This window comes from Bacillus sp. FSL P2-0099, from assembly GCF_038007445.1.
In the GTDB taxonomy this organism is placed as follows: Bacteria; Bacillota; Bacilli; order Bacillales; family Bacillaceae_G; genus Bacillus_A; species Bacillus_A mycoides.
Window position 1 is genome coordinate 2709209 of the sequence record NZ_JBBOXE010000001.1, and the last position, 22349, is coordinate 2731557.

At 33.1% G+C, this 22349-nt stretch carries 22 protein-coding genes, 1 pseudogene and 1 other annotated feature; of the genes and pseudogenes, 6 read left to right on the forward strand and 17 right to left on the reverse strand.

Going from position 1 to position 22349, the window contains the following annotated elements; translation table 11 throughout:
* Nucleotides 1–69: 69 nt before the first annotated feature.
* From MKY90_RS13715 to abc-f, 5 genes are all read right to left on the reverse strand, one after another.
* Nucleotides 70–2001 carry an ABC transporter permease gene (locus tag MKY90_RS13715; RefSeq protein WP_341091582.1) on the reverse strand — a complete coding sequence of 644 codons (1932 nt, stop codon included), beginning with the start codon at nt 1999–2001 and terminating at the stop codon, nt 70–72.
* On the reverse strand, nt 1976–2746 hold the full coding sequence (locus tag MKY90_RS13720; protein ID WP_002013124.1) for an ABC transporter ATP-binding protein: 771 nt from the start codon (nt 2744–2746) through the stop codon (nt 1976–1978). Before MKY90_RS13720 ends, MKY90_RS13715 begins: the two co-directional genes overlap by 26 nt.
* Before the next feature lie 320 nt (nt 2747–3066).
* Entirely contained in the window at nt 3067–3561 is a 495-nt protein-coding gene (locus MKY90_RS13725; RefSeq protein WP_002032490.1) for a DUF3267 domain-containing protein, read from the reverse strand.
* Between the two features lie 434 nt (nt 3562–3995).
* Nucleotides 3996–4589 (reverse strand): GNAT family N-acetyltransferase, encoded by a 594-nt coding sequence (locus tag MKY90_RS13730; protein ID WP_341091584.1) that lies wholly within the window; start codon nt 4587–4589, stop codon nt 3996–3998.
* Between the two features lie 20 nt (nt 4590–4609).
* A complete protein-coding gene (gene abc-f / locus MKY90_RS13735; protein ID WP_341091586.1) occupies nt 4610–6238 on the reverse strand; it encodes a ribosomal protection-like ABC-F family protein in 1629 nt (542 codons plus the stop codon).
* 498 nt (nt 6239–6736) lie between these two features.
* Here abc-f and MKY90_RS13740 point away from each other — a divergent pair, with 498 nt between their 5' ends.
* Nucleotides 6737–7726, forward strand: a complete 990-nt coding sequence (locus MKY90_RS13740) for an aldo/keto reductase family protein (RefSeq protein WP_341091588.1) — start codon at nt 6737–6739, stop codon at nt 7724–7726.
* Nucleotides 7727–7800: 74 nt separating this feature from the next.
* Here the strand turns inward: MKY90_RS13740 and MKY90_RS13745 are convergent, their stop codons facing one another.
* From MKY90_RS13745 to MKY90_RS13760, 4 genes are all read right to left on the reverse strand, one after another.
* A complete protein-coding gene (locus MKY90_RS13745; RefSeq protein WP_341091590.1) occupies nt 7801–8700 on the reverse strand; it encodes a LysR substrate-binding domain-containing protein in 900 nt (299 codons plus the stop codon).
* Between the two features lie 200 nt (nt 8701–8900).
* Nucleotides 8901–9884, reverse strand: a complete 984-nt coding sequence (locus MKY90_RS13750; protein WP_341093259.1) for a sensor histidine kinase — start codon at nt 9882–9884, stop codon at nt 8901–8903.
* The gene (locus tag MKY90_RS13755; protein WP_341091592.1) at nt 9881–10588 is read right to left on the reverse strand and encodes a response regulator transcription factor; all 708 of its coding nucleotides are present in this window, start codon (nt 10586–10588) and stop codon (nt 9881–9883) included. The genes MKY90_RS13750 and MKY90_RS13755 overlap by 4 nt, the downstream gene beginning before the upstream one ends.
* A 125-nt stretch (nt 10589–10713) precedes the next feature.
* Nucleotides 10714–11628 (reverse strand): acetamidase/formamidase family protein, encoded by a 915-nt coding sequence (locus MKY90_RS13760; RefSeq protein ID WP_341091594.1) that lies wholly within the window; start codon nt 11626–11628, stop codon nt 10714–10716.
* Between the two features lie 159 nt (nt 11629–11787).
* Here MKY90_RS13760 and MKY90_RS13765 point away from each other — a divergent pair, with 159 nt between their 5' ends.
* Nucleotides 11788–12216 carry a cell wall hydrolase gene (locus tag MKY90_RS13765; protein ID WP_001128405.1) on the forward strand — a complete coding sequence of 143 codons (429 nt, stop codon included), beginning with the start codon at nt 11788–11790 and terminating at the stop codon, nt 12214–12216.
* A 59-nt stretch (nt 12217–12275) separates the two neighbouring features.
* Here MKY90_RS13765 and lysS read toward each other — a convergent pair whose 3' ends face one another.
* Entirely contained in the window at nt 12276–13829 is a 1554-nt protein-coding gene (gene lysS, locus MKY90_RS13770) for a lysine--tRNA ligase (RefSeq protein ID WP_341091596.1), read from the reverse strand.
* A gap of 83 nt (nt 13830–13912) precedes the next feature.
* Nucleotides 13913–14169: a binding site (T-box leader), on the reverse strand.
* Between the two features lie 78 nt (nt 14170–14247).
* A complete protein-coding gene (locus MKY90_RS13775; protein ID WP_341091598.1) occupies nt 14248–14418 on the reverse strand; it encodes a DUF2197 domain-containing protein in 171 nt (56 codons plus the stop codon).
* Nucleotides 14419–14567: 149 nt separating this feature from the next.
* Here MKY90_RS13775 and MKY90_RS13780 point away from each other — a divergent pair, with 149 nt between their 5' ends.
* Both MKY90_RS13780 and MKY90_RS13785 read left to right on the forward strand, forming a co-directional pair.
* A complete protein-coding gene (locus MKY90_RS13780) occupies nt 14568–15470 on the forward strand; it encodes an SMP-30/gluconolactonase/LRE family protein (protein WP_341091599.1) in 903 nt (300 codons plus the stop codon).
* On the forward strand, nt 15467–16171 hold the full coding sequence (locus MKY90_RS13785; RefSeq protein ID WP_341091601.1) for a class I SAM-dependent methyltransferase: 705 nt from the start codon (nt 15467–15469) through the stop codon (nt 16169–16171). The genes MKY90_RS13780 and MKY90_RS13785 overlap by 4 nt, the downstream gene beginning before the upstream one ends.
* Nucleotides 16172–16226: 55 nt before the next feature.
* On the opposite strand, the gene MKY90_RS13790 is transcribed toward MKY90_RS13785, so the two are convergent.
* A complete protein-coding gene (locus MKY90_RS13790; protein WP_002168245.1) occupies nt 16227–17153 on the reverse strand; it encodes an NADP-dependent oxidoreductase in 927 nt (308 codons plus the stop codon).
* Between the two features lie 236 nt (nt 17154–17389).
* Between MKY90_RS13790 and MKY90_RS13795 the strand changes: the two genes are divergently transcribed.
* Nucleotides 17390–18247 carry an alpha/beta fold hydrolase gene (locus tag MKY90_RS13795; RefSeq protein ID WP_002127689.1) on the forward strand — a complete coding sequence of 286 codons (858 nt, stop codon included), beginning with the start codon at nt 17390–17392 and terminating at the stop codon, nt 18245–18247.
* A gap of 279 nt (nt 18248–18526) precedes the next feature.
* Here MKY90_RS13795 and MKY90_RS13800 read toward each other — a convergent pair whose 3' ends face one another.
* Together MKY90_RS13800 and MKY90_RS13805 are read right to left on the reverse strand one after the other, a co-directional pair.
* Entirely contained in the window at nt 18527–18862 is a 336-nt protein-coding gene (locus MKY90_RS13800; RefSeq protein ID WP_002085171.1) for a hypothetical protein, read from the reverse strand.
* A gap of 11 nt (nt 18863–18873) precedes the next feature.
* Nucleotides 18874–20043: a ParM/StbA family protein gene (locus MKY90_RS13805; protein WP_002013097.1), complete on the reverse strand. Its 1170-nt coding sequence runs from the start codon at nt 20041–20043 to the stop codon at nt 18874–18876.
* A gap of 209 nt (nt 20044–20252) precedes the next feature.
* Between MKY90_RS13805 and MKY90_RS13810 the strand changes: the two genes are divergently transcribed.
* Nucleotides 20253–20657, forward strand: a complete 405-nt coding sequence (locus MKY90_RS13810) for a hypothetical protein (protein WP_016120322.1) — start codon at nt 20253–20255, stop codon at nt 20655–20657.
* A 41-nt stretch (nt 20658–20698) separates the two neighbouring features.
* Here the strand turns inward: MKY90_RS13810 and MKY90_RS13815 are convergent, their stop codons facing one another.
* The 3 genes and pseudogenes from MKY90_RS13815 to MKY90_RS13825 form a co-directional block, all read right to left on the reverse strand.
* Nucleotides 20699–21235 carry a DUF1697 domain-containing protein gene (locus tag MKY90_RS13815; protein ID WP_002013095.1) on the reverse strand — a complete coding sequence of 179 codons (537 nt, stop codon included), beginning with the start codon at nt 21233–21235 and terminating at the stop codon, nt 20699–20701.
* 164 nt (nt 21236–21399) lie between these two features.
* Nucleotides 21400–21897: pseudogene (locus MKY90_RS13820) on the reverse strand (GNAT family N-acetyltransferase).
* A 27-nt stretch (nt 21898–21924) separates the two neighbouring features.
* Complete coding sequence (locus MKY90_RS13825) at nt 21925–22281, reverse strand: hypothetical protein (RefSeq protein WP_215599565.1); 357 nt, start codon at nt 22279–22281, stop codon at nt 21925–21927.
* Nucleotides 22282–22349: the final 68 nt, after the last annotated feature.

Consider the following 22349-nt stretch of genomic DNA (forward strand, 5'->3'; position numbering starts at 1 on the left):
CGCGTTTCCTTTCATCATACAGTTCATTTTTTCCACATACTTTAATGTAGTCTTACAAGCTAATAAACTCTATTGCTCCATAACCTTATAAAGCTTTTGCAGGTAACGCCAACGGGTTATAAAGAAATATAATACTTGTATACATATAAATGAAATTAAAATAACGATAGAGCTATTAATTATAGAAAAATCGACTAATTGCTGTAATGCCGTATAAGCGACTACAGTATGAATCACTGCAACAACAATCGGTAAGAAGAACATTAATAATAACTGTCTCGTTACAATTTTTTTTAATTCTCGTTTACTTAATCCCATTTTCGAAATCATTTTATATTGCTGTTGATCGCGATCTAAATCAGTATATAATCGGAAATAAATAAAACTAGCAGCGAATGTGAAGAAGACGATTCCGACTAAAACACTTGCCATAAGTAATAATCCATTCGTTTGCTTTGCACTTAACAAATCTATAGTTAAAGCCCGAAATTGAAAATTACCTACTCTAGTATCTTTCTCAAATCTACTAATTAAGTCGTTTGAAATTCCCTTCGTTTTCATCCAATCGTCTACAACAAATCCGTAAGTACGATATGGAATGTCTTTATTAACTGGGTCACTAGTAAGAGGGATTCCATCATATACCTGATCTTTAACAGCGATATAAATAGTTCTAGAATCATGTGGTAAAACTAAATTTTCTACAGCTTTTTTCACATGAAATGTCTTTGTCCAATCTCCTTGAATGACTTCTATATTCTTTTTATACTCGCCATTTTTAAATTCTTGTTTTTGTGATACGACTCCAGGAATTAATAAAATTTCATCTTCTTTTTCTATTGTTTCTTGTTGATATCCTAGTGCTTTAGCAAGATCGTTATATTCACTTAACTTCATTACATCTACACCATTTTCCGTGTATATATATGAAGATGAAGCCATTCGATACGGAATATTAGCATCAGAAAGGTGTTTTTTTATAATAGAAAGATTTTTATTTAATACTTTGTCGTTTTCAAAACTTCCATACAAAAATGTATAGGGATTTGTCATCCTTACCAAATCCCTATTTCCAATTGCAGCTGTTGTACCAATCGCTGTAAATGCAACTGCTGAAACAATAGATACTATAAAAAACATCGTTGCATTATCTTTCATACGGTAAATTAATTCAGAAAATGTTAATATATTTGTTCTCTTTAAAAAGAAAGATTCTCTCCTTTTCGCAAGGTGCAATATATAAACGCTACACTGTGTATATAAAAAGTACGTTCCTATAATTACTAGGAGCACCCCTATTCCAAGCGTAATAAAATTAGTACTTGGGATAAAGCGAAATACTGAAAAATATCCATACCCTATACTAATTAAAGAAAGTAGCGATAATAAAATTGATGCTTTCGGTTCTGGCTTTGGCTTTTCCTCTGCTTGTATAAGTTCCACAAGTTCTGTTACTTTTATCATTTTAAATGTAACGAGCGAAACAATTAAAAATAATAAAAGAAATGTGATAACTGTTAATAATACGGCCTGCACTGGTATATAAAAAGGCAAACCATTACTAATCATTAATACACTTGCGCTTATCAATAAAACTAGTTTAGAAAATATGAGTCCAATGAGAATTCCTATACAAATTGAGCCAAGTCCAATCAACATATTTTCAATTAATAATAATTTCTTAAGCTGTCTCATTGACATACCTTGCATCATTAATATCCCAAATTCTTTCTTGCGCGTTTTTAAAAATGAACTAACTGAATATAGAATGAAGAAAAATGAAAATACAAAAATCAAGCCTTGCGAAACTGAAAATCCCAATGTACCAAATGCACTTATTGTTGCACTTGTCGATTTCAGCTCACCTTGTAAATCAGGATGAAATAATAAAAGAGCATACGTAAAGAAAATCATAATAGAAAATGCACTACTTAAAAAATGAGCTGCATATGTACGCTTATTGCGAAAAATATTATTAAATGCGAACTGACGAAAAGTCATGCCTTTTCCCTCCTAACAAAGAAAGGACATCCATAATCTTTTGATAAAATGCTTGCCTACTTTCACCACAATAAATTTCGTTATATAGTTGACCATCTTTAATAAATATGACTCTGCTGCAAAAACTCGCTGCATACGGATCATGTGTAACTAACATCATCGTAGCTTTTTCTTCTTTATTTAAAGTATCTAGCATCTCCATTACATCATTTGAAGATTTAGAGTCTAAATTCCCTGTTGGTTCATCTGCAAGTAATAATTGCGGCTTATGAACAATTGCACGAGCAATTGCTGTTCTTTGAGCTTGCCCCCCTGAAATTTCAAAAGTTCTTTTACTCAATATATCTGTAATATTTAATTTCTCTGCAATTTCTTCAACTCGTTCGTTCATTTCTTGTACAGAAACACCATCTAATGTCATCGGCAATACGATATTTTCCTTTACTGTAAGTGTGCTAAGTAAATTAAATGATTGAAAAACAAATCCTAATTGTTTCCTACGGAATAAAGCCAAATTATCTGATGTCAACTGGAATGGATTTGTACCATTTATTAATATTTCTCCCGATGTTGGAGAGTCGATAGTAGATACCATATTTAATAACGTTGTTTTCCCGCTCCCTGATGGCCCCATAATCCCTATAAATTCACCTTCTTGAATTGATAAATCAATATCTACCAATGCTTTAAAAGGTACTTTCCCTTTATATACTTTACTAATACTTTTTGCATGTAGAATTTCCATTTATATTCTCCCTTCATTTGCACTTCTCACAATATAGTGTAAATGAATTGTCTTATAGCACATATTGATTCATCTTTCATTTATCTTACACGCTTGTAAGATTTCTAAAAAAACTGATAATAAATCTACTTTGAAACTATAATCAATTTATATCTATCTTATAATATTCGCAGGGTAGTATGAAATACTATGCTATTTATTTCTAATCTTTATTATATTAATGAAAAAAGACCGATTGTATTATCGGTCTTTTTACTTTCAAATATTATATTTTTAACTAATTTCTTAAATTGAAATATAATTAAATAATACTTTTAATACTATTTCACTTGATAATATCCTCTGCAAAATACTGAGTTCTTCGGTTTCATTGCAATTAAAAATGAATTGTAAATATCTGATGCGGAAATTATTGCGTTTATCCAACATACAAATAATATGATTGATTTAATATTTCCTGATACATAGAACGACATAAATGCAGGGGCTACCGATAATACAATTATGGGTAAGCTCATAAAGACCCAAAATCTCGCTTTGGATAGGGTTGCATTTGTATTTAGCCAAAAAAATATTCCACTACATGTTAAGCTAATATCACCTTTGTTACTTATGACCAAAATGTGTAGACATTCGTGAATGATGAAGACAAAGATACCTATTATGATTAGATACAATATATTAATATGAGTGAAACCTACTCCAAAGTAATTTGGTATCAGAAAAATGATTATTTGAAGTAGATATACAAACTTCATATAATGCTTTTGATACCAATTATTCTTAATAAAAGGAGTCCATTCTGAAAAATCCATACTTATCTGTCGCAATTGACGAAACCAAATTATGATATGCGTTCCCCTCCCTCATTTAATCTATTTCATAACTTAAAACTTTTAATCCACTAACACTCAACCGTAAGTTTTATATGCAAAACTTCGCTCACCTTCACTTTTGCCGTTCGTTCTTCTATTTGAGCTCAAAATGATTCATTTTTAGGATAATTTGAGTAAGAAAGTGGTGTTTTCATAGACAAATGCATTCGACAAAATTATCCAAACCCCTTTTCATATATGATTTTTTATAAAATGATTATCGCATGTACAGCTTAATCCCCTTGTTTTTTTGATGAGAAAATCCGGCAAGAAGCCATCCAAATTGTCTCTTTGATATGGTAACAGGTATAATGGAATGTAAAAAAGCTTAGAGTTTTAGCTCTAAGCTTTTTTACATTCCATTATAGATTCTTTTAAAGAGCAATATTTTTTATCCACTCTGATTTGCTCAATGAATAATGATTATATAGTTGGTTTTCTATCGTCTGTTGGCTCAAATAAGTAAATCCACATTTTTCAATAACTTTATTTGATGGTACGTTGTTAATTAAAGCAATTGCGTTGAGGACATCTACATTTGTATTTTTAAACAAATAATCAATTAACCCTTTAGTCGCTTTCGTAGCGTAACCATTGCTTTGATACTCGCTTGAAATAGCATACATTATTTCTCTATTTGGTGAAGGGAGTTCTTCTTTAATACCTGTGCAACACCATCCGATACATTCATTTGTATCTTTAATAAATATTCCTAGCTGTAAAGAATGACCCTCTATGTTAGACGTATTTTTCACGACATTAAGAAACAATCTATTTGCTGGTATTTCATCATTGATAATCCAATTAACCCTCTGTTCTTTCGTTGATTTCCAGTCGGGTAAAAACTTTTCTATTTCTGGTTGATTTGATATTTTATAAATACTCTCTGCATCTTTGACCGTAAACTCTTGTAGGTATATATCTCCACAATCTATTCTAAATATATTAGTCAAACTCTTTTCTTCCATTTTAATCCCCCTTACTTACGTTAAAGCGCCTTAATCTGCTTCGTAAGTTCTATAAACCGTTCATCGAGTTCTTTATATTCTTTGTCTTTAGAAGTTAAAAAGCTTAATTTCCCTAATACTTCTTGTCTTTCTGTTTCTAACGTTAAACGAATCTCTTCAATTTCATCTCTTGTTTTAATAGGTTTCTCTAGCTGCTTTTGTATCGTATTATTTGAAAACACAAGTTTCGTGTTAGTTGTTTTCTCTAGAAAATATCGATCGTGAGAAACTATAACTAGTGTTCCATTATACTCCGCTAATGTATTTTCAAGCTGTTCACGCGAAGGAAGATCAAGGTGATTCGTCGGTTCATCTAAAATAAGCACATCTTTTTCATCCAAAATATAAGCCATTAGCTTACATTTTACTCGTTCACCCATGCTCATATGTTCAATCGGCTCTTTCCATTGAGAAGCTTGGAATCCTAAATGTTTCATTAAATTTTGGACTTTTCCTCTTTCTTCAAACGTCTCTTTAAAAAATAAATCTTCTGGTGTTTTATCAAGTGGTAAATCAAATACTTCTTGTGTTAAATAACCGATGTTTGCAGATGGTGAAATCCATATATCCCCTTTAGCCATTTCTGTTCCCATAATCATCTTCAATAAGGTTGTTTTCCCGCAACCGTTTGGTCCAATAATCGCAACTTTCTCACCGTGCTGGATTGTAAAATTAACGTTTTCAAATAATATTTGTTTATTAAATCCTTTCCTCAATTGTTTCACTTCTAAAAAGCGTTTTCCTACTTTTTTATTCGCTTGAATAGAAAATTCAACAGCATACTCTTCTTTAACTCGTTCTACTTTCGATTTTTCAAGCTCTTTTTCAAGACGTTTTCGTTTTGACTTAACTTGTGCATCCGTTCGCTTCGCTTTTACACGATAAAACTCTTTAAAACCTTCTTGTTTTGTAGACTGTGCATGCGCTTTTTGTGACCATGAACTTAATTCTTTTATTTGTGATTCTACAAGTTCAATACGTTTTTGTTGTTTTTCATATTCACGCTGCTGCGTCAATCTTTTTTGCTCACGAACTTTCATATAACTTGTATAGTTCCCGCTATGGTCGATTAATTTTTTATCCTCAATTGACCATATTTTTGTTGCGACAACATCTAAAAAATATCGATCATGCGATACGACGATAACGGTACCTTTCATATTTTTTATTTGTTTAATGAGAAATTCCGTACTCATCTCATCTAAATGATTTGTCGGTTCGTCTAATATTAAGACATTAGGATTTTCAGCAAATCCTTTAGCTAGTCGAACTTTCAGCTTTTCACCACCACTTAACGTAAGAAAATCGTTCGTTGGCACGCCCCATTTCGCAAGAAGTTCTGCTTCTTTTGCAATCACATCATTACTAATAAAGGATTCTATTTCTTGTTCAACATATGCTGTTGTCACATCCATTTTCTGCCATTCAACAGTACCTTTTGATGGCTCAATCTTCCCATTTATTAATTGAAGCAACGTTGATTTACCGGCACCATTTTTACCAATTAATCCGATAACATCCCCTTGTTTTACTGTAACATTCATTTTCTCTAACAAAGTATTTTCCATTATTTCAACATAAACATCATTTAATTTTAAAAGTTCTTTCATATTACCGATCCCTTTCATTAAGGGAGAACAAAAAAATCCTCCCAAAGTAATTTTGGCAGGATTAGTCGTTACATTATTTATACCCAAATAAGCTATTACGCAAATCAAATAGCAATACCGTTGAATGGAATCGGGCAGACTAATCCTATTTTTTACAAATTGAAATTTATTTAATTTCAACATTTAAAAATAAGATTAGTTAATCATCGTCCACCCATCATTCCTTTCCGTCATTAGTAACCATATTATACCATAGTGGTATTGTATACGTAAATATTATTATATGTACTGCAAAAAAACTTTTCCCTCTTTGCACTTCATATCAATAAAACACAAACTACAATTTCATGTTCTTCTTGCTTTAGATTTCCCTATCTATAAACTTCTATATACTCCTCCTTATATAATTTTTATATAAATTTATCATCAATTATATATTATACATATTGAATTTCAGTTCTTATAATAAAGATATCATTTTTAAGGGGGCATTCTACAATGGAATTTAGCAAACTAGGAAACAGTGGATTAACAGTAAGTAAGATTGCATATGGGAACTGGATAAACCATGGTGGAAAAGTAAACGAAGATACTGCAAATGATTGCGTGAAAGCCGCACTAGATGTAGGAATTACAACGTTCGATACTGCTGATGTTTATTCGGACACGATAGCCGAGGAAGTACTTGGCCGATCTTTAAAAGGTATACGCCGAGAAAGTATAGAACTATGTACAAAAGTATGTCATCCGACTGGAACTGGAAAAAATGATCGTGGATTATCGCGAAAACATATTATAGAAAATTGTAATGCATCATTAAAACGGTTGCAGACAGACTACATTGATGTCTATTATGCACATAGATTTGATACAACAACTCCCCTTGAAGAAACGATGTTAGCTTTTGGTGATCTTGTAAGACAAGGTAAAGTCCTTTACTTAGGCGTAAGTGAGTGGACATCAGAACAAATTACCCGCGGTGCAGCACTTGCACGAGAATTGAACATTCCACTTATCGCTAGCCAACCTCAATATTCGATGTTGTGGCGAGTTATTGAAACTGATGTAATACCAACATGTCAACGTGAGGGACTTGGTCAAGTTGTTTGGTCTCCCCTTGCACAAGGTATTCTCACAGGAAAATATCAACCTGGTAAACCCTTGCCGAATCAATCCCGTGCTAACTCTGATGCTGGTAAACCATTTTTCCAAAAACTCGTGCAACGTTGGATGAGTGATGATGTACTCACTGCAATTCAGAAACTTAATCCCATCGCGCACGAAACTAATCTTACCTTATCTCAACTCGCTGTTGCTTGGGTACTACAAAATCCAGCTGTTTCCTCCGCGATTATCGGTGCTTCAAATCCGGAGCAAATAAGAGAAAACGTAATTGCTTCTAGTGTTAAATTGCAACCTGAAATTATGGATCAGATTGATAGTGTACTAAAAGGTTTCATTGAGTATGATCCGAGCAAAACAGGTTGAAACATCAGTGAATTCTCCCTATAAAGAAGCTTTCCTTTCCAAATCCACACTGCCCATCCTATAAAGATGGGCTTTTATCTTTTAAATTCACATTGTGAAGTCGTATAAACCTCTCTAATAACTGTTAAAAAGTTCTCTAACACAACAGACTTTTCATCTAGTCTCCATCCAACATATAAATTTATTTTCGGGGTATTTTCTTGAATTTCTTTATATATGACTCCCGATTTTTTATAACTTTCCACTGATGATGGAACGACAGAAATCCCCATTCCTGCTGCAACTAAATTCACAATCGTTTGCATTTGAATCGCTTCTTGAACAATATTTAAACTTACTCCATGTTCCCAAAAGTAACTAATAATTAAATCGTAAAAATTTGTACCAAAATGACGTGGAAATAAAATAAATGGTTCATCCACTAATGATTTGATTGGAATTTTACGTAACGAAACGAAAGGGTGCTCTTCATGCAAAACCAGTTTTAAATATTCTACAGAACAAACTTCGGAAGTTAATATTTCATTATTCTGCTTGGAACGAATAAATCCAATATGAATTTGTTTTTCATAGAGCGCTTTTATTTGTTGATCTGTTGTCATTTCGCGTAATATGAGCTGGATTCTGGGGAACCGTTCTCGAAATTTTTTTAATACATTTATAACGGTTTCTGTAGAATCGACAAAACCGATTATTAAATGTCCTATCTTCCCTTCATTCGCAAGCTGTGTTTCTTTAATGGTTCTATCTACTTGAAGTAACGTTTGTCGTGCACCTTCTAGAAATATTTTTCCAGCATCGGTAAGTTCAACCATCCTTTTCGTTCGATGAAAAAGTTGAACTCCTAATTCTTCTTCTAATTTACGAATTTCTTGACTTAAAGGTGGTTGTGCCATCATAAGACGTTCTGCTGCACGGCTAAAGTTTAATTCTTCTGCCACCGTTATAAAATATCTCATTTTCCGAATATCCATTTCAAGCCCCCTATCATTCGCAACTTATAAAGGATTCTATTTTATTATTAAAAAGCGTTTATGTATGTAGTATTTCATTTATTCTTATCGGATTCGTTTTGCTTCTCTTACGTATATAATATTTCATTCTCCAATTTTATCAAGGGTACAAAACAAGGCTAAAAAACTTATCTCAAAAGTTTTTTAGCCTTGTTTACTTTTTACACATTACAAAATTTAATTCGTACAACGGTACCTTTATCAACTTCTGAATGGATTTCTACACTATGTCCTAATTGTTTTGTAATTTCATATACAAGATATAGCCCCATTCCAGTTGATTCTTTAAAATCTCTACCATTTTCTCCTGTAAAGAAAGGTTTAAATACTCTTGGCAAATCTTGCTTCGGTATCCCTACGCCACTATCAATAATTTCAAGTACAACTGTATTACCTTCCCTACATGCTTTCACTTTAATCTTTTCTCTACTACCTGATGAGTATTTAATCGCATTCGATATAATTTGTCCAATTAAAAATTGCAACCATTTCGCATCACTTTCTACAGTAATACCTTTATCAATTTCAAGCTCTGGATATACAAAATTCCGGATAAAGAAGCGTTTATGTTCATGCACGGAATCATTTACTACTTTATGTAGTTGTACTCTTTCTACATAAAAATCTTGTGTGAATGCTTCTAAACGTGCGACATATAATGCCATCTCTAATCCCTTTTTCAACCGATCTGTTTCCTCATTAATACTTTCAAAACGTGAATCCACTTCATCCTGTGTAATTAATTCTATTACAGATAGAGGTGTTTTCATTTGATGAATCCACTGATTCATAAAGGTTAAATGATCATTATTTTTTCTCTCTTGTAATTGCAGCTGATTTTGATAATGACGATATTGTGCATCAAGCAGATCTTGAAGTGCAGTAGATAAAACTGCAAAATCAGATTTTTGAACAGATTCATCCAAAGACTGCAATGGATTTGCTAAACGTTCATAAAAAGAACGATGTGTAAAATAACGAAAAACTAAATAACTTACCATAAAAAAAGCACCTAAAAACATTGCATATAATGCCGTTGAAATATGATTATGCCCATCAAACCAATAAACTAGGAATATGGCTAGTAGTTGGATCGCTGTAAAACAAATGAGTGGTATATGATCACGTATAAACAGCTTTATCATTTTTCCATACCAGTATCCCAAGTAATATGCAACCTATATCCAACACTACGAATCGTTTCAATTGCTCCTTCAATTTGTAACGTTTTTAACTTTTTACGCACACGTGTGGTATTTACACTTAATGTATTGTCATCAACATAGGATTCACTATCCCATAATTTATTTAATAATACTTCTCTACTCACAACACGTGGATAATTTTTCATTAGCGTCTCTAATAAAATAGCTTCGTTTCTCGTTATATCAATCTCTTGACCCCTAAGTTTTAACACAAGTCTTTCTGGATATAAACAAAGACCTTGTTGCTCAACCATTCGTTCTTCTAGTTTCGGTGCATAGTCTCCGTAAGCACGTCTTAAATGACTACGAATTTTTGCCATTACAACTTCATAATGAAAAGGCTTCGGAATAAAATCATCGCCACCATTTTCTAACGCCATAACTTGATCCATCGTACCTTCACGGGCCGAGATAAATAAAATTGGACATGTGGAAACCGCACGAATTTGACGACACCAATAGTAACCGTCAAAGCTTGGTAAATTAATATCTAATAAAACTAGCTCTGGTTGTTCTTCTAAAAATATGTCTAACACATTTTGAAAATCCGATATAACAATTCCTTGGTAACCGTATTTCGCAACATAAGTTGATAATAGCTCCGCAATTTTCATATCATCTTCTACAATCATAATTTTAACCATTTCTGAACTCCTTTTTGATCCACAATCTCAAATATACTTATATAAATAAATACTACCTCTTTTCACAAAATCCGTAAAATAGAAAAAGAATACTTTTATACAAAAGTATCCTTTTTCTATTTTTTTTATTTAATATGAAATTGACTTAGAGAAAACCCTAACTTCTCCACATATTCCCTTCCTAGTTCCATCCGCGCTGTTTTCAGTGGATCCACAACTTGGCATACTTTTAAATTACCTGCTGCTGATAATAAAAGAGTTGCATCAGCTTTAGACATTTCTAATTCTTCATGTAAAAATGTCACCATATTACGTACAGCACGATTCGCTGCATTATCTAACAATTTCTCTGAAGCAATTGTCATTATTTTTTCTTTTTGGATCGCCATCGGTAGTGGCCATTTCTTTTCTTTTATAATTTGAACAGTTACAGTTACCTCACCAGCAACCTCTACTCCACTAACACCAATTTCACCATCACCCATCGCAGCGTGTAAATCACCTAATGCTAAAAGAGCACCAGGAACATTTACAGGTAATAATAACGTTGTTCCTTCTTTAATCTCTTTACAATCCATATTCCCGCCATGATCATGCGGTGTGCCACATGAAATACTCTCTTCTTTCGGTGCAGTACCAATCACACCAATCATTGGATTAATCGGAATTTGCAGTTCTTTTGAAAATGAAACATGTCCATTATGTATTGGGACAATTTTCACTATATTTTCATTTAACTTATCACCCATTACACCAAGGTTCGCACCTGTCGTTAAAACGCCTTGCCCTGCAATTTTAATTTTTTCAATCATTACGACTAAAATATCGCCAGGTTCTGCACCTTTAATATATACAGGTCCAGTTGCTGGATTAATTCGATTCCAATCTAACTCTTGAAACACAACATCTTCAGAATCAATTTGATTTTCAAAGCAATCATATGTTTCAAATACAAGACGGCTCCCAATTTCTACTTCAATACATGGATTATTTTCTGGTGACATTGCGTAAATGATATGTTCTTTATGAATACGATGCATAATACCTCTCCTTTTTCGTTTTTATCTTCTATATAATAGTTAGCTTTTATCTGTATAAGCTCCTTTTTAAAATTAGTAGTTATTTTCAAGAAAAATGCACTTAGCTCATTTTGAAACATACACTCTTTACTATAACAGGTAAAGAAAGGTGGTATTACAATGCCCCTTATTCCATACAACGAAAGTGACGTTGATTTATTAGCACGTTTAATCCGTGCTGAAGCTGAGGGTGAAGGCCGACAAGGTGAACAACTTGTTGGCTGCGTTGTCGTAAATCGTGTGTTTTGTGATTGTTTAGATTTTAAAGAGCTTCGATCTGTGCGTGATGCAGTATATCAAAGCCCTGGCGGATTCGAAGCTGTTCAATACGGTTACTTTTATCAACGTGCCCGTGAATCAGAAAAAGAAATCGCAAGAAAAGTTTTACAAGGTGAATGGCGCTGGCCAGCACGATGGGCTCTTTGGTATTTTCGTCCAGTTGGAGCTTGTCCACCCGAATGGTATAACCAGCCGTTTGCAGGACAATTTAAAAGCCATTGTTTTTATGAACCACGTGGTGATGAATGTCCGAAAATGTATTCAAGATAACTAAACTTAAACAACGCAAGTACTTATTTTTTTGAGTACTTGCGTTGTTTTACTGTAGTTTAGAAATCTAATAATGTGATGAATCTTCTGATGCCTACCACATGTATTAATAACGGTATACGTGGACCACTTGATTGATTCATAACGAGCCTATAAATAATGGTAAATAATTGTTTTTGATTTTCTTTCATTATTTTTTTATTTTCATGATGACAAATCGTATACAATTGCTCCATTAGTTTAGAATGATCGTTATTAGAACGAAGTATTTTACAAACTTCTACTAGCCATTTTTTCTGCCTTTCATCCAATGTGTTATAAAACTCCGTATTTTTCTCTTTATTTACCGCAATTAATTTTTTAGATTGAAAGTTTCTTATCCAATACTCAGCACGATTACTTATCGCTATCATTTCAGGTAATGCATAGCTCCTATCTATTTTCTCTAATATATCTTGTAAAATAGATGAATCAAAATTTAATAACGGTAAAGTTCCTGCTACTTGATTAAACTTTGGATATTCTTTAAATCGGCTATCTAGTCTAGAAAGTTTAATTGCATCAAATAAATCTTCATTTTTGAGTGTTTTATTTTCATAACTATCCTTCAATCTCTCATACTCTGTATAATTGCGAATTACATCTTCATCAAGTCCAATGTGAAAAGCTGCGCCGGGCCTATATTTTGCAAACATAAAAAGAATTACTTCTGGTACATACACTTTTAATAAGTCGCTAGGTGTAATACTATTCCCTGAAGAACTGGACATTTTTTCATGATGCCCTTTAATTCCAATAAAATCATAAGCAACGTATTGAGGGGCTTCACAATTGAATATTTTCCTTGCAATTTCTTTTGATACATTATAACTACCGGTTTCCGATGAATGATCTCTTCCGCCCGGTTCGAAAATAACATCCTCTATCATCCATCTCATCGGCCAATCGATTTTCCAATTCAGTTTCATTTGACTTGTATTTAATACGGATAATTTATTTTGATTTCCACATTCACAGTCATACCGAACTGTTTTTAATACTTCATCAAAATGGGTAATAGTTGTTGCATCTTTCCCGCAGCTCTCACAATATAACGTAACGGGATAAAAGTTTTCTCTATCTTCTTCTCGGTGTATTCCTGTTTTAAAACCCATTAAAATATCATATATTTCTGTTCTTTTATACAAAGACTCTAATATGTTTTCGTTATACCTTCCGCTTCTATATTCAGCATGTTGATATATGAATTCCACTTCAATCCCAAATGCTTGTAGCGATTTCTCAAACTCTTTTTCAAAATGCTCTGCATATGAGTTATGACACCCATGCGGATCAGGAATATCACAGTACGGCATACCAATGTATTGTGCAAAAGATAAATCAATATTTTTGGGAACTTTTCTAAACCTGTCGTAATCATCCCACGAAAAGATAAAACGAGTCTTCTTCCCTAAATCTTGAAGCGCCCTTACAACAAAATAAGTCGTTAATATTTCACGGAAATTCCCTATATGAACAGAACCAGATGGACTAATTCCAGATGCACAAACAAAGGTTTCTTTGTTTGGATTTTTTCTAATCAATTCATGTGCTACTTCATACGCCCAATGCATATGTTACTCACCTCAATTGTATTTTTGTTTTCACATTTTCAGTTTTATGCAATAAAAAAACTCCCACCCCCAAGATTATTCATCTTGAGGACGAGAGTTATTAACTTCGCGGTACCACCTCAGTTTGTTAATACGTCACCATATTAACCTCTTCAGGTACGGCAAAACATGCTTATACCCTATCTCTATAACGGGAGAACCCGTCGCACCATCCCTAAATGAATTAGTTCCTTGCGCAGCTCTAAGTCTTTTTTCATTAAGATTTTCACCTCTCCTTCTCAGCTACCGGAGCTCTCTGTATGTATTCATTCTTAACTACTCTTCTCTTCAATGCCATTTTGAATATTGATTTTTACATATGATAATTTATAACAAATACTTTGTCAAATTTTTCTGAACGAAAACAAATAGCATATAACTATCTAAAAAAATGTTTTATCGCTTCCAGTTGAATTTTATGACTACATTCATCACAACAATATTTCCCCTCCGGATCTCTCTTGAATTCCCTATATTTTCCGCTTCCTTCGTATACGCGAAATACATTTTTACATGAAAAATAGACAATTTCATAAAACATCATATGCATTTTCCTACCCATGGCTATACGCTATTTTCGAATTACTTGATAAGGCCCTCTTTTCTTACACTGGAAATCTTAATTTCATTTCAGTGAAAGGTTTACCTCTCTTCTTATCGAACTTTATATATAGCTTTAATGAATAGAGGTGAAACATATTGCACGGAAATATAGAATTAGTCGTTGATGCTAAGGCGAATTTAGGGGAAGGTCCTTGCTGGGATGAGAAGAAACAATTATTATACTGGGTTGATATTATCGGGAAAAAATTATGTCTTTATAATCCTGTTAAAAAAACAAACCGAGTGATCACTCTCGACCAACAAATCGGTTGTGTTGTTCCATATACGAACGATGAAGTTTTAGTAGCAATGGAACAAGGCTTTTATTCTCTTAATCTTGACACAAAAATACTTACACATATTTATGACCCTGAACCAGATTTATTAGAAAACCGCTTTAACGATGGAAAATGCGATCCGGCTGGCCGCTTTTGGGCAGGCACTACAGACTTATACGGTATTAATGCTGCTGGTTCCTTGTATTGTTTAAACAATAATTTCAACGTAGATAAAAAAGTTGCACATGTAAATACATCAAACGGCATAGCATGGTCTCCTGACGATACATACCTTTATTTTATTGATACACCTACCAAAAAAGTAGTCCGTTTTCATTATGATATACATACTGGTGTAATTAGCAATCCAACAGATGTTATCATCTTCCCTGAAAATGAAGGTATACCCGATGGTATGACAATTGATGTAGAAGGTTGTTTATGGATTACACATTGGGGAGGCTCGAAGATTACTAGATGGAATCCCTTTACTGGAAAACAGATTTTAAGTATTCCGATTCCTGCTTTATATGTAACGTCGTGTACATTTGGAGGATCTAATTTGACCGATTTATATATCACAACAGCCAGAACAAGAATGACGGATGCGGAATTAAAACTGTACCCACATGCTGGTGGTATATTTCGAATTCAAATGAATGTTAAATGTTGTCCAACCTATTCATTTCGCCATGAAACTATTGGAGCTGAAACACTATGAACAGAATCGATTACATAAGACAAGAAGAGAAAAAGTATCACGATCTTTGCTATGAACAATATAAATTATTCGAAGTGGGATCTTGGCTTTATAAACCTGTTAAAACAGTTATGGACATGCTGAACTATCTTGAAGAACAGAAAGACCTACAAATACTGGACCTTGGCTCTGGTGTCGGTAGAAACAGTATCCCGATTGCACAAAAAATTATGAATAGTGGCGGCACTGTTACTTGTATTGATCTACTTGATTCGGCTTTAATGAAGTTACAAGTTTATAGCAAAGAATATGGTGTATTTGAATACATAAAAACGGAACAAGCAGCAATTGAAAACTACTATATTGCTCCTAATACTTATGACTACATCGTTGCAGTATCAAGTTTAGAACATGTCAGATCAATAGACGATTTTAAAAAAGTGCTTCACTCTATGAAAAATGGGACAAAGAGTGGTGGTATCAATTGTTTAATAGTTAACTCTAACATTCAAGAAATTGACTTGGAAACGAATCAAGAATTAGATGCTTTAATTGAAATTAACCTTTCTATGGAAGAAATGATACGGACACTAAAAGGCGTTTATACCGAATGGCAAGAAGTAAAAGTTGAAATAAAAAATTTAGCGTATAATATTGTACGAAACGGTACACACATTCAATTAAATACGAATGCGATTACTTTTGTCATGCAAAAATTGTAGTTTATATGAGTGGTGACAATTTTTTTAAGTCACCACTCGTATATTTATGTAAATATCATTCCATCGTAATTACAATTTTCCCTCTAGTATGCTGACTTTCACTCAAAATATGAGCTTCTCTAACGCCTTTTTCATTAAACGGCACAACTTTACTAATGATTGGTTTGATTTTTTCAGCTTGGATCAAACTAGTTAATTCGTCTAATTGCTTTCCACTTGGTTTTAACCATAAAAATCCTGATCTTATACCCTTTACTTCATGAAGTGGTTCATGAACGATAGAAACTAGAACACCACCAGATTTAATAATTTGAAAACTTTTTTCTTGTACTTCTCCGCCGATTGTATCTAACACAATATCATAATCTGATAGTAGCTCTTCAAATTTATCTTTTTTATAATCAATAACAAGGTCAGCACCTAAAGACTTTAAAAACTCTTCATTTTTACTACTTGCAGTTGTTGCGACAAAAGCCCCAAATGATTTTGCGATTTGAATTGCAAAACTCCCTACTCCGCCCGCTCCAGCATGAATTAATACTCGGTCATTTTCTTTTATTTGTGCATAATCGACAAGACTTTGCCAAGCTGTAAGTCCTGCAAGAGGTATAGATGCTGCTTCTTCAAAATTAAGATTATTAGGCATTTGCGCTACTAAATTTGATTTCACTGTAATGTATTCAGAATAAGAACCTTTCCCTGTATTTTCAGGTTTCGTAAACACTTTATCTCCTATTTTAAAATGATTCACATCTTCTCCAACTTCTTCAACTATTCCAGCAACATCTAATCCTAATGTAATTGGAAATGAAAATCGCAACTTTTCTTGTAAGTCTCCCTTTCTTATTTTCCAATCAACAGGATTGACAGATGTTGCGTGTATACGTATTAATACTTCATTACATTTAACAACTGGTTTAGGAACTTGTCTTTCTTGTAATGCTTCAACACTACCATATTGATTAATAACAATTGCTTTCATTTCCTCTCCTCCTTGTTGTTTATTGTAATAACAAACAATTATTTTTCAAAATTTTCCGCCTTGGATGACAATAAATATGTTAGGAGGTGATATTTATGCTACTCTACTAATTAAGCATCATGAGTGCAAAAAACATTTATTTCACTTAAATACAATCTAATTTACGCCTAAGAAACACCCAAAGTTATATTTCTCTTTATTTATTAATGACCTTTAAATGAAACGGAGAGTGTGCTATGAGTGAACAAGTTTTCAAAGTAAACGGTATTGATATATGTACAGAAAGCTTTGGAAATCCTAATAACCCAGCAATATTATTAATTATGGGAGCTACGTGTTCAATGGTTTATTGGGATGAAGAATTTTGTGAAAGGTTAGCTAGCACAGGAAGGTTTGTCATTCGCTATGATAACCGTGATGTTGGGCGTTCTGTTACATATGAGCCTGGGACTTCCAATTACACTGTAGCAGATATGGCTGAAGATGCAATCGGAGTACTCGATGCGTATCATATTGACAAGGCACACCTTTTTGGCATGTCATTAGGAGGTATGATTGCTCAAATTGCTGCAGTAAAACACCCAGAAAGAATTTTGACCTTAACATTACTAGCAACAAGCGTTATTGGATCTGATAACAATACTCGTGATTTGCCTCCAATGGATGAAAGAATTTTGACACATCATGCTAATGGTGCAAATTTAGATTGGACAAATAAAGATGTTATAGCGAAATATTTAATTACAGGATCACGTCTACTCTGTGGATCAAAGCGTATATTTGATGAAGCAAGAACTTTAAAACAAGTAAAGCAAGAAATAGAACGTGCTAACAATCTATTAAGTATGTTTAATCACGCCCTCCTTACAGGTGATGATTCTTATGAAGGTATACTAAAGTCGTTACTAGTACCTACTTTAGTAATTCATGGTACGGACGATACAGCTCTTCCACTTGAACATGGACTCGCACTTATTGATGAAATTCCGAACTCAAAGCTATTATCCCTTGAAGGTACAGGGCACGAGATTCATCCCGATGACTGGGATAAAATTATTAAAGCAGTTTCAGAACATATATCCTGTATAAGATAAGAACAACTATTAGAAGGGGTACAAATTGTTTTGCCCCTTCTATTTATCCCGCTATTTGTGGGCAGTAAAACTCCCACCTCAAAATTCAGCTGAAGCAAAGAAATTAGGTGGGAGATAAACTGCCCGTAAACGCCCGATTGGTTCAACTAATAATCAGTGGGGGATGAACAAAACCCCCACTGATTATAGTTTCACTTTATAAAGATTACGATACAATATCAAAAACCCATCACTGCATTCGTATGTATAGTGATGGGCTCTACCTATATTTTTCTATGCTTAAAAAAATGGACAATCTAACTGGTCAACAGATTCCCACGATTTTTTTTTTACATTTTCGGTGGATTTACTATTTTCTAGTGGTACGTGTTTAAATGGATTCATTTCAACTTTTAATAGAGATGATGGTTCTATATATAAAGAAAAAACATGGCTACTTGGCAAGGTTTTTGATACATCAATATCTCCTACTTGTTTAAATAATTGCTGGGCCGCAAAGAAAAAGAAATTAGTTGGATTAGATTGTTTATTAAGCCAAGCAATCATTTCAGGCGATACTGATTTATTAATGTTAATTTTCACTCGATCACCACGTTTATATCGCCTAGATCGCATACTTCCACCAACTAACTTATCGTTAAGTTTGTAAACCCTAACTCTTTTTGCTTATGCTCTCTATATTTTGGCGAGCATGTATATACTAATAACCCACGAGCATTGGTGAATAACGGGTTATCTACAAAGATCACATTTTTCAAGCGTCCTTTTTGTTTCAAAATCATTTTTAAGCTATTTTTAATAATAACTGCGCCCCCACCATAAATAAATACATATGGATCGTCTTTCATATCATCAATTTTGTTAATAATATCCGTTGCGACACGTGCTGCTAAACCTAAAAATGCTGGCTGCGATTCCTCAACTAACAATGCATTTCTTGGGTGCTTTTCATTTAAATAAATTTGGTTAAATTCTGTAATGCTATCAATTGTTTTTGTAGGATATTTCCGATTCCATCTCGTAATAATTTGTAGTAACGTTTCTTTTACACCGTACGATAATCCTTTACTTAATTGCGGACGGAAATTTACCCCTAATGAAACAACTTCTTCCGTTGTCCCCGCGCCAATATCAAAAGACAATAAAGTTTTATCTACAAAATCAATTTCTGAAACTTGATTTTGTTCACATTCTATTTTATGTTTCACAACATTTCCTTCCTCATCATATACAATCCCCCACGTCCCAGAAGCGCCTTCAGGTAGACATTTACAAAACTCAATAGAAACATTAATCGTAACATCGCGTCCATTTGGATAATGGAATATGACCTTGTGATTACCCATATACCGTTTCGCATTTTCAGCAGCAATTTCCTGTGTAATAAGTTGCATTGGAAGAGCAACAGATAAATCATAACGAATATTAATATGACTTGAAGTAGGGCTTTGACGCATAGCACTTATCGCTAAACCTGAAAGGATTGTAATGACCATTAACTCATCAGTAGATTTATTTGATTTTTTCTCCACTTCAGTACCTTTTAATTGATCTTGAATCACTTTTTCTCCAACGATGTATCGTACATTATTTAACATTAGCGATGGAGAACTAATGGTCACATCAATGTGATTCTCTAATTCTGACGATGAAACTTCACCCTCATCTAACAACCCCGTAGACTCACCTATATATAAGGAATAAATACTCGGAATAAAAATAGGTTCCTGCCCTTTCACCATTAACTTCAAACCATTATTTCCTGCATCTGCACCAGCTTTTAAAAGAATAGACATAACTACCCCCTAAATTAATCTGACATCCCTTCCAAATATATGCGAGCCCATTCTTTTACATTCAAATGTAATGTAATTTTTTCTTCATCCTTTAAACAAAATATCATAAACATTCACTTCATATGTAAAAAATGTTTGACATAAAACTTTTCCAATTTTATACTATGGATGTAAAGAGTTTTTTACAAAAGTGGAGGTGCAATTATATATTGAATACTAAAAAAATTATTTTTGTAATCATAACTTTATCTTTAATCGCTATACTTGTACATGGCACATACAAATACATAACTGAAGGTTCAATTTTGGGTGGGACTATTTTCGCTTCTTCTTTAATACTTAGTAATTTAATTAATCATATTACATGGGGAGATCCAAACGGAGTATCGAAAGAAAGTCAAGATGAGATGGGACAACAAATTACATATAAAAGCTTTAAAATCGCGTATTTTGTGCTTGTAGGTGTTATGTTCCTTATATTACTCTGCTCGGAAGGATTTTCTATGGGTTCCAATTTGGATGGTGTAAAAAACCTTCCACTCTTTATTGCACTCTGTTCTTCCTTTCTTATTTTCCCTATTGTTGAACTCATTGTCGCCAAACAATATAAATAAAAAAAGTGGTTTTCTAAATGCAGAAAACCACTTTTTTATGTTTAAATACCTTCTGCTATTGCTTTCAGCTTATTCACAGTCCGCCAGTTCCTTACTGTAGCTGGCGTATGTAATTTTTGAAACTGGTTCATTAGTTTAGAATTACGAATGCTTTTTTTGAAAAATAAATACACTACTCTTCCTTCGATATGGCAATCTTCTATGTCACTTTTGTACATAAGTAACCGCTTACTGTCTTCTTCAGAAAGTGGATTAGCTAAAAAGGCCACATGTACACTTTCTCCTTCTAATAACGAATGGGTCTCGTAAGGACACTTTTTAATAATATTAATAAATTCATCATTTGCTCGTAACATGACTGGAACATTGAAATCAAAAACGTTCTTAATTTCACATTCAATTCGTTCCTTTAAAAAACTTATCTCTTCTTCTGACTCAAACACTACATTTCCACTTTGAATATATGTTTTCACTCTTTTTAACCCTATTGATTCAAACATTATTTTCAAATCTGCCATTTTGATTACTTTATGTCCACCTACATTAATTCCCCGTAGTAGTGCAATATAAATTGTCATATGATTACCCCTCACGTATTTAAATGCTTAACAATCGAATTGTTTTGCACCTTCATGCTTCTCGAATACTTACTTTAATACATCTAACATATCATGTACGGAAAATATCTCAAATTAAAAAACTTACTACATGATTTTTTTCAAGAGTAAGCTTTGTTATCTCATTATCTCGTTATAGGTAAATGTAATATGAATTGTTGTCCAATTGGTCCCATTCTTCTAAACCCTTTATCTTGAAATCCAACTTTCTCATATAACTTTTGTGCCGGAATGTTTTTTTCATTTACAGCAAGAATCACTTCATTTTTTACTGGATAATAACATTTTACAAATTCTTGTAATAACGCCAATGATTTTTTAGCATATCCCTTATTTTGTTTATTGTGATTAACGGAAAAAGAAGTTAGAAGTATGGCATCCTTATTTTCTGTAAACTCCTGTATCCTATCACCTGTTTGTAATATAAATACACCGACAGGTACTCCGTTATAGTCTAAAATAACAACTACATTTTTCGTTCGATCATTTTTCGCTTTCTCCAGTAATTCACCTGGATTCGCCGTAAATTGAACTTATTCACTTGGTAAAGTAAATGATTGTATTATCTCTTTATATTGCTCCTTATACGGCACTAATTGTATTTCCCCTGTATGTATGTTCATGCTTAACTCTCCCATTCCTTCAAGTTATTAACTTAAACCTTGCTGTGTTTTAGAATGCACTTTTCCATCCAAAAATGTTATTTTAGCAAATGATTTTGGATCGTTTCCTTTCCAAGCAAAAATTTGCTTAATTCGTGTAGAATGTTCTTCCCCTTCTTCTATGAGTAAATCCCCTTCAAAACCGATTAAATCTTTCACTTCTAAATAAGTCATTCCTTCATTAATATTTGAGAAATGATTTATATTAATGGTCTCTTGCTTTTTATTTTCCGTTATAGTAGAAGACATAGCTGTTTTCTTCTTCACTTCTTTCCTCTGGTCACACGCTGTCATACTAAAACCTATGCATACACTACCTAATATGAGTGCGCTTTTTTTAATCATAACGGCTGTCCCTCCCCTCATTATTAAACCATATATTCCCTTGAAAATAAACTGAATATTTAATCTTA

Bases quoted from the DNA above. Each gene is read 5' to 3' on its own strand.
- lysS (WP_341091596.1), bottom strand. From the start codon at position 13,829: ATGCATTGGGCGTATGAAGTAGCACATGAATTGATTAGAAAAAATCCA.
- MKY90_RS13790 (WP_002168245.1), bottom strand. From the start codon at position 17,153: ATGAAAGCAATTGTTATTAATCAATATGGTAGTGTTGAAGCATTACAA.
- MKY90_RS13825 (WP_215599565.1), bottom strand. From the start codon at position 22,281: ATGATTAAAAAAAGCGCACTCATATTAGGTAGTGTATGCATAGGTTTT.
- MKY90_RS13725 (WP_002032490.1), bottom strand. From the start codon at position 3,561: ATGGATTTTTCAGAATGGACTCCTTTTATTAAGAATAATTGGTATCAA.
- MKY90_RS13785 (WP_341091601.1), top strand. From the start codon at position 15,467: ATGAACAGAATCGATTACATAAGACAAGAAGAGAAAAAGTATCACGAT.
- MKY90_RS13745 (WP_341091590.1), bottom strand. From the start codon at position 8,700: ATGGATATTCGGAAAATGAGATATTTTATAACGGTGGCAGAAGAATTA.
- MKY90_RS13805 (WP_002013097.1), bottom strand. From the start codon at position 20,043: ATGTCTATTCTTTTAAAAGCTGGTGCAGATGCAGGAAATAATGGTTTG.
- MKY90_RS13720 (WP_002013124.1), bottom strand. From the start codon at position 2,746: ATGGAAATTCTACATGCAAAAAGTATTAGTAAAGTATATAAAGGGAAA.
- abc-f (WP_341091586.1), bottom strand. From the start codon at position 6,238: ATGAAAGAACTTTTAAAATTAAATGATGTTTATGTTGAAATAATGGAA.
- MKY90_RS13750 (WP_341093259.1), bottom strand. From the start codon at position 9,884: ATGATAAAGCTGTTTATACGTGATCATATACCACTCATTTGTTTTACA.
- MKY90_RS13715 (WP_341091582.1), bottom strand. From the start codon at position 2,001: ATGACTTTTCGTCAGTTCGCATTTAATAATATTTTTCGCAATAAGCGT.
- MKY90_RS13765 (WP_001128405.1), top strand. From the start codon at position 11,788: ATGCCCCTTATTCCATACAACGAAAGTGACGTTGATTTATTAGCACGT.
- MKY90_RS13740 (WP_341091588.1), top strand. From the start codon at position 6,737: ATGGAATTTAGCAAACTAGGAAACAGTGGATTAACAGTAAGTAAGATT.
- MKY90_RS13755 (WP_341091592.1), bottom strand. From the start codon at position 10,588: ATGGTTAAAATTATGATTGTAGAAGATGATATGAAAATTGCGGAGCTA.
- MKY90_RS13800 (WP_002085171.1), bottom strand. From the start codon at position 18,862: ATGCGATCTAGGCGATATAAACGTGGTGATCGAGTGAAAATTAACATT.
- MKY90_RS13760 (WP_341091594.1), bottom strand. From the start codon at position 11,628: ATGCATCGTATTCATAAAGAACATATCATTTACGCAATGTCACCAGAA.
- MKY90_RS13775 (WP_341091598.1), bottom strand. From the start codon at position 14,418: ATGCATATGATGTTTTATGAAATTGTCTATTTTTCATGTAAAAATGTA.
- MKY90_RS13730 (WP_341091584.1), bottom strand. From the start codon at position 4,589: ATGGAAGAAAAGAGTTTGACTAATATATTTAGAATAGATTGTGGAGAT.
- MKY90_RS13795 (WP_002127689.1), top strand. From the start codon at position 17,390: ATGAGTGAACAAGTTTTCAAAGTAAACGGTATTGATATATGTACAGAA.
- MKY90_RS13815 (WP_002013095.1), bottom strand. From the start codon at position 21,235: ATGACAATTTATATTGCACTACTACGGGGAATTAATGTAGGTGGACAT.